We start from the raw sequence: 13,075 nt of genomic DNA, 5'->3' as shown, positions 1-13,075 counted from the left end.
GTGGTCACTCTCCCCTCTTCCACTTGCTCGACACATCGACCTTCGTTCGATATGACGAACATTCAGATCGGGTCGTAGCCCATCAACAGTCCGGACAGCCCCTGACGGGGCCAGCCGGAACCGCTCACTCGAGGAATGAGACCCCCCATGCGCAGACGTGGTTTCAGCCGCAGGCATCTTTCTGTGGTGCTGGCGGCCCTGGTCGCCTCCGCGGCGACGCTCGTCGCCAACCCGGCCCAGGCGGCCACCAGCGGCGTCTTGCGCGGTGTCGGCTCCGGCCGGTGTCTCGATGTGCCGGGCGCCAGCCAGACCGACGGCACGAACCTGCAGATCTGGGACTGCCACGGCGGGACCAACCAGCAGTGGACGCTGACGGACAACAACCAGCTGACCGTCTACGGCAACAAGTGCCTCGACGTGCCGGGCCACGCCACCACGGCCGGGACCAAGGTGGTGATCTGGTCCTGCAACGGCGGTACGAACCAGCAGTGGCGGGTGAACGCCGACGGCACGGTCGCCGCCGTGGAGTCCGGGCTATGCCTGGATGTATCGGGCGGCACCACGGCCAACGGCACGGCGGTGCAGCTCTGGAACTGCACCGGCGGCGACAACCAGAAGTGGACCGGCCTGACCGGGACGCCCAACTCGTGTGCCCTTCCGTCGACATACCGGTGGACGTCGACCGGTCCGCTGGCTCAGCCGGCGAACGGCTGGGTCGCGCTGAAGGACTTCACCACCGTGACGTACAACGGCCAGCGCCTGGTCTACGCGACCACCTCCAACGGATCGTCGTGGGGTGCGATGACGTTCCGTCCCTTCACGAACTGGTCGGACATGGCGACGGCCGGCCAGACCGCGATCAGCGGGTCCGCGGTGGCGCCCAAACTGTTCTACTTCGCGCCCAAGAACATCTGGGTGCTGACCTCAAATGGGTGGGGTACCGCCTGGCCCTTCACCTACCGCACCTCCAGCGACCCCACCAACCCCAACAGCTGGTCCGCCCCGCAGCCGCTGTTCACCGGCAGCCTTCCCGAAGGCGGCCCGATCGACCCGACCATGATCGCCGACGACCAGAACATGTACCTGTTCTTCGCCGATGACAACGGCGGCATCTACAAGTCGACCATACCGATCGGGAACTTCCCGGGCAGCTTCGGCTCGTCGTACACGACGGTCATGAAGGACACGAAGGAAAAGCTGTTCGAGGCGCCGGAGGTATACAAGGTCCAGGGCCAGAACCAGTACCTCATGATCGTTGAGGCGATCGGCGCGAACGGGCGCTACTTCCGTTCGTTCACCGCCTCCGGCCTGAACGGTCCGTGGACCCTCCAGGCCGGCAGCGAGAGCAGTCCCTTCGCGGGCAGGGCCAACACCAACCAGACCTGGACCAACGACATCAGCCACGGTGACCTGGTCCGCAACAACCCCGACCAGACCATGACCATCGACCCCTGCAACCTGCAGTTCCTCTACCAGGGCAGGTCCCCCAGCTCGGACGGCATCGACTACATCGAACTGCCGTACCGGCCGGGCGTCCTCACCCTGCAGCGCTGACCTGCCCGCACATGATCACAAGCTCATGACCTCACCGATCAGGCCCGCAAAGCGGCTTCCGCTTTGCGGGCCGGGAAGGAACACCCCCGTGGTTCCCCCACACAGACGACTGCTGCGTCTCCTCACGGCCACCGCGCTGACGCTCACCGCCTGCGTCACCACCTCCGCCGGCACGACCGCCGAGGCCGCACCGGGCAGCCGCGCGCTCACCCCGCCGCTGGGCTGGAACAGCTGGAACAGCTTCGGATGCGGGATCACCGAGGCACAGGTCCGCGAGGCCGCCGACGCGATGGTGTCGTCGGGCATGCGGGACGCCGGCTACCAGTACGTCGTCGTCGACGACTGCTGGTTCGACCCGCAGCGCGACGCGGCGGGCAACCTGCGGGCCAACCCGACCAAGTTCCCCAGCGGCATGAAGGCGCTCGGCGACTACATCCACAGCAAGGGCCTGAAGTTCGGCATCTACCAGGCGCCCAACGAGAAAACGTGCGCCCAGGGCGTGGGCACCTACCCCGGCTCCACCGGCAGCAAGGGCCACGAGGCCCTGGACGCCAACACGTTCGCCTCATGGGGCGTCGACTACCTCAAGTACGACTGGTGCTCCGGCAGCGGCACCCTGGGCGAGCAGATCGCACAGTTCACCATCATGCGCGACGCCCTGCGCGCCACCGGGCGCCCGATCGTCTACAGCATCAACCCCAACAGCTTCCACGCCCCCACCGGCGACAAGTACAACTGGGGCGAGGTCGCCGACCTGTGGCGGACGACCGAGGACCTGCTCGACATCTGGCAGAACAACAACACCAACAGCTACCCGATGGGCGTCGGCAACGTCCTGGACGTCACCGCGCCGCTGGCCGCTCAGTCGGGTCCGGGCCACTGGAACGACCCCGACATGCTGGTCGTCGGCCGTCCCGGTCTGTCACTGACCGAGTCCCGCTCCCACTTCGCCCTGTGGTCGCTGATGAGTGCCCCGCTCATGGCCGGCAATGACATCCGCACCATGTCCGCCGACGTGAGCGCGATCCTGCGCAACCCGCGTCTGCTCGCGGTCAACCAGGACTCGCTGGGCGCGGGCGGGCGCCGGGTGCGCGACGACGGCAGCACCGAGGTGTTCGCCAAGCCCCTGTCCGACGGCTCGGTCGCGGTCGGCCTGTTCAACCGCGGAGAGGGCACTGCCACCGTCACCGCCACGGCCGCGCAAGTCGGCCTGTCCGGCGGGCCCTTCACCCTCACCGACCTGTGGACCGGCGGCACGTCCAGCACGTCCGGCCAGATCTCGGCGAGCGTCCCCGCGCACGGTGTCGCCGTGTACAAGGTGACCGGCGGCAGCCCTCTGGCCGCCACCACCTCGCGTCTGCGCGGCAACGCGTCCGGCCGCTGCCTGGACGTGGACGGCGCCTCCACCGCGGCCGGGACGAAGACGCTGATCTGGGACTGCCACACCGCCGCCAACCAGCTCTGGACCACGTGGGCCGGCGGCGAGATCCGCGTCTACGGCGACAAGTGCCTGGACGCCTCCAACCAGGGCACCGCCAACGGCACGCCGGTCATCATCTGGCCCTGCACCGGCCAGAACAACCAGAAGTGGACCACGCAGGCCGACGGGTCGATCCGCAACGTCAACGCCGGGCTGTGCCTCGACGTCAACGGGGCCGCCGCCGCCAACGGGACCCCGCTCATCCTGTGGACCTGCACCGGCCAGAACAACCAGAAGTGGACCACGCTCCCGTAACCCGCCACCCCTGCCACCGCGTAGGGAGACGCCCGATCGATTGAGGGCAGTCCCACGACAGCAGGCCAAGCTGCGGGGACTGCCTTCCTGCAGGGGACCGGGACTTCGAGCCCATCGCCGCAGTCACCTGCCGGACGCTCCCGTGGCAGGTCACGTCCGCTGAGGTGGTGTACCGGCGGCCACTCGGTCTTCTCGTTCTGAGGCCATGCGGTGAGCTCGATGGGCAGGACGGTCTCGTCGGTTTCTCATTCGATCGGGTAGGCCACCAGGTCGTTGGTGGTTGATGCCTTCCGCCCACCGGTACCGATGGGACGGAGACGGGCGTTCACGCGCTCTCAGCTTCGGAGGCGACGGGCGCTTGGGCGGCCACGTGGTCGTTGACTTGCGCTTATGTGGCTCGGGGGCGGCTCTGTGAGGCCCGGCTCGCCCTCATGGCCGGTGCCCGTGTCGAGTTCCTGCTGCTGTGCGACGGGGGGGGCGACCTGAAGCTTCAAGAAGAGCGGGTGCGGCACTCCACCCCGCAAGGAACCCGCGGCCCCTCGCTCCTTCCGGAGCGTCCTCCCACCGCGAGATCGTCAAAAACCGAGCCCCCGGGACGGCATCCAGCCGAAACCATTCACCACAGATCGAGCAGTACCAGGCCACCGCCCGGTCATCACCGTCGGATCAATGGCCAGTGCCCCTCACGGGCGTCGAAGCGCTTCACCTGATGAATCAAGCTATGAGAATTCTCTGGTGAAGCAAGAGGTATACGGGCAACCTGACCTTGCTTCCACCCACCATTGACACCACATTGAGGCCAATGGGAGCGTCGAAGCGCTTCAACAACGGTCATTCCCCCGGCCGCGCCGGATTCCAGAAAGGACACCGTCATGTCCCGGAAGTCCAAGAAGAGAAGCGTCAGAGATGTACTGGTAGCCCTGCTGATGGCGATCTCGCCGCTGATCGCGGCGCTCGTGCTGACCGGCACCTCGGCCACCACCGCGTCGGCCGCGTCACTGACCGAGGTGACCAACTTCGGCAGCAACCCCGGAAACCTGCGGATGTACGTCTACAAGCCCGACAACACTCCGGCACGCCCGGCGGTGCTGGTGGCAGTGCACTACTGCACCGGCACGGCGCCCACCTTCTACACCAACACGGAGTTCGCCCGCCTGGCCGACCAGTACGGGTTCATCGTCGTCTACCCGGACGCGAACGTCAGTGGGCAGTGCTTCGACGTCTCCTCGCCCCAGGCGCTCAAGCATGACGGGGGCAGCGACCCCACGAGCATCGCCCAGATGGTCCGGTACACCGTGCAGAACATGAACGCCGACGCCGGCCGGGTCTACGTCACCGGCGCCTCGTCCGGCGCGATGACGACCAATGTCCTGCTCGGCGACTACCCCGACCTGTTCAAGGCCGGTGCGGCGTTCATGGGCGTGCCGTTCGGCTGCTTCGCCACCACCGACGGCTCCGGCTGGAACAGCGACTGCGCCACCGGCAAGATCACCAAGACCCCACAGGAGTGGGGCGACCTCGTCCGGGCCGCCTACCCGGAGTACACCGGCCCCCGGCCGCGGATGCAGCTGTGGCACGGTACCGAGGACGACGCGCTGTACTACCCGAACTTCGGTGAAGAGATCAAGCAGTGGACGAACGTGCTCGGGATGAGCCAGACCCCGGTGTTCACCGACTCCCCGCAGTCCGGCTGGACCCGCACCCGCTACGGCTCCGCCACCGCGCAGGCACCCGTCGAGGCGATCAGCATTCAGGGTGCCGGGCACGTCCTGCCCTCCAGCGGTATGGCGGGCCGGGCCATCGCCTTCTTCGGACTCGACGGCTCCGGCGGTACCGGCGGAACCACGACAGGTCCGGTTCACGCCATCGGTTCCGGCAAGTGCCTGGACGTGCCCGGCCTTTCGCAGACCAACGGCACCCAGACGCAGATCTGGGACTGCCACGGCGGCACCAACCAGACCTGGACCAGCACGTCGACCAAGCAGCTCACCGTCTACGGCAGCGCGAAGTGCCTCGACGCGACCGGCACCACGGCCGGCGCCAAAGTCGCGATATGGGATTGCAACGGCGGCACCAGCCAGCAATGGAACCGCAACTCCAACGGCACCATCACCAGCGTCCAGTCAGGCCTGTGCCTTGACGTGACCGGTGCCTCCACCGCCAACGGCGCACTGGTCCAACTATGGGACTGCAACGGCGGCACCAGCCAGCAGTGGCACCTCGGCTGAGAAGGCCCTACTAGCTCACACCCCCGATACTGCCCTCCTCCTCCGCCCACGCCCCGCGGCGGACGAGCGACCCGTACCAGACCGTGACGGCCGCCCCCGCACACCATCTGCCCCTGCCCCACTTCGCGAACCGAATCCGCCCCTCGGTCGGCCGTCATCACCTCCCGCAAACCCTCGGACAGCACGAAACCCCCGCCCCGGCGGGGGCACCAGGGCTTCAACGCAGGGAGTCTGCGGTGCTCAACGAGCCGGTCCTGGCAGCCGGCGCTCATGACGCCCGCCCGGCGTGTCGGGTGAGGAACGCGGCGAGGCCGGCGGCCTCTGGGTAGGCGGCAGCGAGCCGGCTCACGAACGCCAGACCGGTCGGCGTCGGCGCCAGCGCCGGGCTGCAGGCGAGCGAGCGTGGCTGGCAGCACGGCATGGGTGAGCACCGGCTGCGGCAGCGATGCGTCTCATTCGATTTCCAGTCCCACCTGCGGCACTTCCTCGCCGCGGCCGAGCGCCGGAGCCGGTTCGGTGGCGGCTGCCGCCCGGATCACCGACTTCCGCAGCGGGAGGTGCTGCCAGGCCGAGGCAGGGGCGCCCGCCCCGATGCTGTTCACAGGGAGCTTCGCCGGCAGGAGGCCTGCGAAGCTCAGGCGGCGGCCGCCGTCCGGGAACAGGGAGACGGCAGCCCATGGGGGCTCCTGCCGGTGCTGGGAGACCCCATGGGAGGAACGCGGGTCAGCTCATGCCCTGCAGGCGCCAGATCTGGTTCTTCTTCCAGGTCAGGTCGGTCGCCGGGTCGCAGGTCCACTGGTGGATCTTCGCGCCGGGGTCGGTCGAGATCCCGCTGACGTCGACGCACTTGCCGCTGTGGACGGCGGCCAGCTGGTAGTCCTTGCTGTTGCCGAGCGCGGTCACGGGGTTGAGGGTGAACATCTGGTTCGTGCTGCCGCTGCAGGTCCACTGGATGACGGCGGCACCGTCGGCCGTGGAAGCGCCCGAGACGTCCAGGCACTTACCACTGTGCTCATTCACGATGGTGTAGGTGTTCGCCCGGCCGGCGACCGGCTTGAAGTCCAGCATCTGCTGGTAGCCGCCCTCGCAGTAGTACTGCTGGTACTGCGTACCGTCCGCCGTGCTGAGATTGGTGTCGTCCAGGCACTGACCACTGTGCTGTACCACCGCGACCGTGGAGACGGTCGTGTTCGACGGCGGCAGCAGCGTGACGGTGTAGCCGTCCGCGGCGTCCGTCCACGGCACGCTCACCGAAGCCGAGTTGTTGCTCACGGTCAGGGTCTGGTCGGAGACCGTCACCGGACCCGTCACCGCGCCGCCGCTGTTGTTCGGTATGCGCTGGACGATCGCGCGCACCCGGCTGTTCTCCACCACCGAGGTGGTGTCGAGGCGGTTGAGGCCGACGGTGACGTTGCCGGTGTTGCCGTTGCTGCCCAGCAGGATCTTCGCGTTGCGAGCCGTGTTGTCCTTCGTCGCCAGCCCGTCGGTGTTCGTACCGGGCGTGAGGTTGACGATGCTTCCGGTCTGGGAGCCGTAGTAGCGGTACATGAACCACTCGCCGAGCGGCAGGTACTGGCCGGAGTCGTTCTTGGTGAGCAGGTTGGCCGCGTAGTCGTGCAGGTTGGGGCCCCATCCCCAGTTGGCGCGCATGCCGTCGGCGCCGGCCCGCTCCAGGCGGCTGATGAACCAGCCGCCGCCACCGGGGTGCTGCTGCTCGCGTCCGGCGTACTCGTTGATCTGGTAAGGGCGGGTGTTGGTCAGGCCCGCGGCGGCGAGGGTCGAGTTGGCGTTGCTGACGGCCTGGACGGGGTCGTGTGGGATGGCGTGCCAGCTGTAGATGTCGGGAGCGACGTTGTTGGCCTTGATGTGGTTCAGGTACGTGGTCCACCAGGTGTTGGAGGAGGTTGGCGTGTTCGCCGTGCTGGGGCCGACGATGAGCTGCCCGGGGAGGTTGGCTCGCACGGCGGCGTGGAACCGCGACCACATCTGCAGGTACTGGCTTTGGGGCCGGTCCCAGAAGCCGCTCAGGTCCGGCTCGTTCCACAGGTCCCACTGCACCGTCATGTTGTTGGCCTTGACGTCGGAGATGACCTGGTTGACGAAGTTGTCGAACCGCGTCCAGTCGCCATTGTCGCCGGGGAAGGGCTGGCTGGTGGTGCCGTCGGCGCCCCACAGGTCGTGCGGCAGCATGACGAACGTGCCGCCGAGGGCGACGGTGCGCTGGTACTGGGCGAGGGTGGCCTGCCAGCGGGTCTGGTAGTCGGCGAGGCTGGTGGCGTAGCCGCCACCGTTGAGCTGCGCGCCGCCGGCCCGCATGAACTGCCACTTGATGTCTTTGAAGAAGTGGTCCTGCGGCAGCGACCCGTCGGCGGTCAGCCCGTAGATCATGCCCGAGGCGCGGTAGGTGGGGGTGCCTTTGGTGGTCGCGAAATCGACGGTGACGCTGGTGTCTGCGGCCTGTGACGGGCCGGCGGGCACCAAGGCCGCGGCCAGGGCGGCCAGGAGGACGGCCACGGACGAGGTCGCTCGGCGTCGGGTGCGGGTTGCGGGTCTGGGAAGTGTCCAGCGGGATTTCATGCTGCGGCTCCTGTGTGAGCGGGGTGGGTGGCCGGGGTCGGGGAACGTCCCCGGTGCTGTGGGGAGACGGCCGGTCAGCGGCTGTCTCGGTGTGCGTGTGCCTCGGCCAGCAGGAGGTAGCTGCTGGCGGTCCAGGTGTAGGCGCGGTCGCGCAGGCCCGTGCCGGTGAGGGCGTCGAAGTTCTCGGCGAAGCCGTGGGTTTCGCACAGGGAGCGGAAGCGGGCGCTGATCTCGTCGGCGAGGCGGTGGTGGCCGGCGCGCCGCAGGCCGTCCTCGATGAGGACGGTGGCGGGTGCCCAGATCGGGCCGCGCCAGTAGCCGTCGGAGAGGTAGTGGGGTGAGGTGGGCAGTTCGGTGGCCAGGCCGTACGCGGTCAGGTGGGTCTCGATCCGGGCGGCCAGGGTTTTGCCGATGTGCTCGGGCAGGTGCTCGCCCAGTGCCATCGGCATCAGGTCCAGCAGGCTGGAGCTGCCCCAGGTCGCGGCGGAGTCGACACCACGGGCCACGAACCGCTCTCCCGTCCACAGCTCGTCGAGCATCGCGGCCTGGGTCGCCTCGGCGGTACGGGACCAGCGGCGGGCCTCGTCGGGAAGGCTCAGTTCGGCAGCCAGGACGGACAGTTCGCGCAGCTGGAGCACCAGGAAGGAGACCAGGTCGGCGGTGACGACCACGCGCTCGGGATCGAAGGTGGTGGCGTTGTCCCAGCCGCTGTCGTTGCCGTGCTGGTAGTGGGGCAGGGCGGCGCCCGGGGCGCGGCGGGCGGTGAGCCAGAAGTCCGTCCACTGTGCCAATCTGCGGTAGATCTCGGCGAGTTCAGTGCGGCTGAGGGGGGCGGGGAGCCGTCTGCGCAGGTGGGACAGGGCCCAGCCGTGAATGGGCGGTTTGACGAAGTTGTAGAGGACCTCGGAGTGGGTCACCGAGTCGGGAAGGGCGCCGGTCTCGTCCTGGTGGTCGAAGGGCAGGGAGAACTGGTCCCAGGCCAGGGAGGGGGCACCGGGGGCCAGGGCGAGGGCGTTGAAACAGTGGTCCCAGCTCCACACTTTGTCCATCCAGTGCTTGGACATCAGCACCGCGGGACGGGTGACCAGCTCCGCCGGGCGGACCGTTGCCGACCACAGGACGTATGCGGCGAGTTCGGCGGCGGGCGTGGCCGACGAGCGCCAGGGGGCCACCGCGTCGGCGAAGGCGGCGAAGGCCTGCTCCGCGGTGGCCACGACATCGTCGAACGTCTCCGAAGACGTGTAGGGCAGGCGTGCGCTGTCCAGCTCCTCGACGGCCGCTTCCCAGCCTCCGCCGGGGGCCGCGGTGAGGGTGACGCCGCGTTCACCGCTACCGAGGGCCTGACTGCCGGATATCTCGGCGACCGTGCCCGACAGCACGGTGATGCGATAGCGGCGCCCGGTCTCGTACGAGGTGAACACGTACGCCCCGTCCACCGGGTCGCGGTAGAAGTAGGTGCCCGTGAAGGGGGTCAGGGCGTCCGCCGCCGCGTTGATGCGCAGGCCGAGTCCTTCGCCGCGCAGGCGGACGGCGTCCGGTGAGGCGTAGGCGAGGGCGACGTGCCCTTGCTCACCGGCCCAGCGGAGCAGACCCGGAGTCGCCTCGACGCGGGTCCCCGCGCGCTCGCCCGTCCTCGCGTCGAGGGGCGTGAAGCGCAGGACGGCGTGCATGCCGTTCTGGTGCGAGACGAGGTGGAGGTCCTCGGCACGTGCCTTCTCCGCGAGCACGGGCGAGATGCCGAACCATGATCCGTGCGTGCTGAACGGGATGTCGTGGACGGAGAAGGCCGGGCCGGATCGGGCGGCGGTCATCACGTGGTACTCGTTTCTTCAGCAGGGGGACCGGCGGTGATGAAGTGGTCAGTCCTTGACGGCTCCGGCCGTCACGCCGGCGGCGACGTAGCGCTGGGCGAGGACGAGGATCACCGTGGCCGGCAGCGAGGCCACGACGGCGGTGGCCATGATGGCGTTCCACTCCTGGTTGTTGTTGCCGATGTAGTGGTAGATGCCGAGAGTGATCGGCTCGTGGGCGCCGCCGTTCGCGAGGGTGCTGGCGAAGACGAAGTCGGACCAGGACCACAGGAACGCGAACAGCGAGACGGTGACGATCGAGTTGCGGCTCATCGGCAGCACCACGGACCGGAAGGTGCGCAGGGGCCCGGCTCCATCCATCTGCGCGGCCTGGAGGAGTTCGCCGGGGATGCCGGACATGAACGCGGTGAAGATCAGGACCGCGAAGGGGACGGCCAGGGTGGAGTCGGCGACGATCAGGCCGGGGACGGACTGGAGCAGGCCGAGCTGGAGGTAGATGGCGTAGAAGCCCATCGCCATGATGATCCCGGGGATCATCTGGGCCACCAGGAAGAGGAAACTGAGCAGGCCCCCGCCGCGGGGGCGGAGTTTCGCCAGCGCGTAGCCGGCGGGCGCCGCCAGCGCCACGGTCAGCACGACCGTGCCCAGACCGATGACCAGGCTGGTGCCGAGGTAGGGCAGTTGCTGGTCGAGGACGGCGCGGTAGCCGTCGAGGGTGCCGTGGACGGGGAAGAGGTCGGGCGGTGACTTGCGCATGTCCTGGTCGCGGGTGAAGGACACGTTGAGCATCCAGTAGACCGGGAAGAGCATGACGGCGGTGAACATCAGGCCCGTTGCCGTCTTCCACCAGGTGGTTCGTCCGCGTCTCGGGCGGCAGGTGGCCGGGGTGGTCTGGAGGCTGGTCATGAGGCGTACTGCTTTCGCTGGACCTTCAGGTACACCAGACCGAAGACCAGGGCCGCGGCGACGAGCAGGTTGCCTACGGCCGCGCCCGGGCCGAAGGCGGGCAGCAGGTTGCCGAAGCCGAGCCGGTAGGACCAGGTGGCGAAGGTGGTGGACGAGTCGGCCGGGCCGCCCTTGGTCATGATCCAGATGATGTCGAAGACCTTGAGCGTGTAGACCAGGCCCAGCAGCAGGGTGATGGCGGACACGGGGCGCAGCAGCGGGAAGGTGACGCTCCAGAAGCGTCGCCAGGCGCTCGCGCCGTCGAGGGCGGCCGCTTCGTAGAGGCTGTGGGGGATGGCCTGGAGACCGCTGTAGAGCACGACCAGGTTGAAGGGGACGCCGATCCAGATGTTCGCGAGGATCACCGACGTCAGCGACCACTCTGGAGAGGTCAGCCAGTTCACCGGACCGATACCGACTGCCTGCAAAGCCGCGTTGACGACACCGGAGTCGCTGTTGAGCATCCACGACCAAGTGGACGCCGACACGATCAGCGGCAGCAGCCACGGAACCAGGAACAGGGCCCGCAAGGTCGCCGACAACCGGAAGTGCTGGTTGAAGAAGACCGCGAGGGCCAGACCGATGGCGTACTGGAAGGCCAGGCAGACGACGGTGAAGACCGCAGTATGCAGGAGGGCCGGGGTGAAGGTCGGGTCGTCGAGGACGGTCAGGTAGTTCTCAAGGCCCGTGAAGGGCGCGTTCCCCTGGACGAAGGAGCGGACCGTGTAGTGCCGCAGGCTCAGGTCGATGTTGCGGTAGAGCGGATAGGCGTAGAAGAGGGCGAGGTAGACGGTGACCGGGGCGAGGAACGCCCAAGCGGCCCACTGCTGGGAAGTGGGACGACGGCGCCAGTCGGCGGCGTGGGCCGGGGGCGGGGCGGCGGTGGCTGCCGCCCCCTTCCGGTCACGCACCGGCCGGCGGTCCGGCAGGGGTGTCGTGCGATTCATCAGGGAGCCCCGTAGGCGGTTGCTCGACGGTTACTTGACGGCGTCCTGTGCTGCGGCAAGCGCGTCCTTCGGCGACTTGGACCCGCTGAGGGCGGACTGGACCGCCTTCCACATCTGCTCCGAGATCTTGGGGTACTTGGTGCCCAGGTCGTCGCTGGTGCGTCCCCTGGCCGCCTTGACCGCCTCGACCCAGGGCTTCAGCTCGGCGTTCTCCGCGACCTGCTTCTCCTGCACCTCGCTGGTGGGGGCCACGTAGGACAGGGTGGTGTCGGTGTCGTACAGGTTCTCGGTGCTGGTCAGGCAGGAGACCAGCTTCTGCGAGGTGGCGTAGCGGCCGGTGTCGCTCTGGACCGGGACGGTGACGAACTCACCGCCTGTCGGGGCAGCGGCGTTTCCTCCGTCCGCGCCGGGGATGGGCAGGATTCCGTAGTCGAAGCCGGCCTTCTCGGCGTTGGCGAGCTGCCAGGTGCCGTTCTCGGCGAAGGCGTAGTCGCCGCTCGCGAACTCCTGCCAGCTGGTGGTCTGGGTGTTGGTGATGACTGAGTTGGGCGCGTAGCCCTTCTTCAGCCAGTCGCTCCACAAGGACACGGCCGCCACACCCTGGGCGGAGTCGAGTTCGGTCAGCTTCGCACCCGAGCCCCAGAACCACGGCAGGAACTGGAAGCTGCCCTCTTCCGTGCCGATCGCGGAGAAGGTGATGCCCTTCTTGCCGGCCTTCTTGACCTTCGCCAGCGCCGCAGTCAGCGACTTCCAGTCCTTGACCGAGGCGATGTCCACGCCCGCGGCCTTGAGGATGTCCTTGTTGTAGTAGAGGGCGAGGGTGTTGGCGCCGATGGGTGTGCCGTGGGTCTTGCCGCCCGACTGGCCGGCCGCGAGCAGGTTGGGGTCCACCTTCGAGGTGTCCACCTTGTTCTCGTCGGTCGTGGTGAGCACACCCGCCTCGGCGAGCGTCGACACCACCGGGTTGTCGAGGATGAGCACGTCCGGGGAGTTGTCCTGCTGGGCTGCCAGCAGCGCCTTGTTCGTCAGGTCGCTGGTGTCGAAGGCCGTCCGCTTGACCTCGACCCCGGCCGCGCTGCCGCAGTCCTCCAGCAGCTTCACCCAGTCCGAGCCCTTGGCGAACTGCGGGTAGGGGTCCCAGATGGTGTAGCTGCCGCCGTCTGTCGCCCTCGCGGACGTGGTGCCATCGCCGGAGGAGCATGCGGTGGTGACGGTGGTGAGGGCGACGACGGTCATGGCGGTGGCGGTGAGACGGTGCCTGGTGGATCTGTTCATCGG

Annotated in this window: 9 protein-coding genes; 3 read left to right on the top strand and 6 right to left on the bottom strand. The window is 68.3% G+C overall.

Translation table 11 applies throughout. The features are described from left to right. Nucleotides 1-147 precede the first annotated feature (147 nt). From G3I77_RS30550 to G3I77_RS30540, 3 genes are all read left to right on the top strand, one after another. Complete coding sequence (locus G3I77_RS30550; protein WP_248508661.1) at nt 148-1,554, top strand: non-reducing end alpha-L-arabinofuranosidase family hydrolase; 1,407 nt, start codon at nt 148-150, stop codon at nt 1,552-1,554. 88 nt (nt 1,555-1,642) lie between these two features. Beyond that, nucleotides 1,643-3,289, top strand: a complete 1,647-nt coding sequence (locus G3I77_RS30545; RefSeq protein WP_248508659.1) for a lectin — start codon at nt 1,643-1,645, stop codon at nt 3,287-3,289. An 872-nt stretch (nt 3,290-4,161) separates the two neighbouring features. Further along, a complete protein-coding gene (locus G3I77_RS30540; protein ID WP_248508658.1) occupies nt 4,162-5,517 on the top strand; it encodes a PHB depolymerase family esterase in 1,356 nt (451 codons plus the stop codon). 452 nt (nt 5,518-5,969) lie between these two features. Here G3I77_RS30540 and G3I77_RS30535 read toward each other — a convergent pair whose 3' ends face one another. The 6 genes from G3I77_RS30535 to G3I77_RS30510 all read right to left on the bottom strand — a co-directional run bounded on the left by G3I77_RS30535 (nt 5,970) and on the right by G3I77_RS30510 (nt 13,072). Continuing rightward, a complete protein-coding gene (locus tag G3I77_RS30535; RefSeq protein WP_248508657.1) occupies nt 5,970-6,119 on the bottom strand; it encodes a hypothetical protein in 150 nt (49 codons plus the stop codon). A gap of 121 nt (nt 6,120-6,240) precedes the next feature. Then, on the bottom strand, nt 6,241-8,031 hold the full coding sequence (locus G3I77_RS30530; RefSeq protein WP_248508656.1) for an RICIN domain-containing protein: 1,791 nt from the start codon (nt 8,029-8,031) through the stop codon (nt 6,241-6,243). A 137-nt stretch (nt 8,032-8,168) separates the two neighbouring features. Continuing rightward, on the bottom strand, nt 8,169-9,905 hold the full coding sequence (locus tag G3I77_RS30525; protein ID WP_248508655.1) for an amylo-alpha-1,6-glucosidase: 1,737 nt from the start codon (nt 9,903-9,905) through the stop codon (nt 8,169-8,171). A 48-nt stretch (nt 9,906-9,953) separates the two neighbouring features. Continuing rightward, nucleotides 9,954-10,811, bottom strand: coding sequence for a carbohydrate ABC transporter permease (locus G3I77_RS30520; protein WP_248508654.1), 858 nt, complete (start codon nt 10,809-10,811; stop codon nt 9,954-9,956). Then, nucleotides 10,808-11,797: a carbohydrate ABC transporter permease gene (locus G3I77_RS30515; protein ID WP_248508653.1), complete on the bottom strand. Its 990-nt coding sequence runs from the start codon at nt 11,795-11,797 to the stop codon at nt 10,808-10,810. Before G3I77_RS30515 ends, G3I77_RS30520 begins: the two co-directional genes overlap by 4 nt. Nucleotides 11,798-11,827: 30 nt before the next feature. Further along, the gene (locus G3I77_RS30510; RefSeq protein ID WP_248508652.1) at nt 11,828-13,072 is read right to left on the bottom strand and encodes an extracellular solute-binding protein; all 1,245 of its coding nucleotides are present in this window, start codon (nt 13,070-13,072) and stop codon (nt 11,828-11,830) included. Nucleotides 13,073-13,075: the final 3 nt, after the last annotated feature.

The sequence above is a fragment of the Streptomyces sp. D2-8 genome (genome assembly GCF_023184515.1).
In the GTDB taxonomy this organism is placed as follows: domain Bacteria; phylum Actinomycetota; class Actinomycetes; order Streptomycetales; family Streptomycetaceae; genus Streptomyces.
Note: the sequence above shows the minus strand (reverse complement) of the source record. Positions and strands in the feature narration are given on the sequence as shown.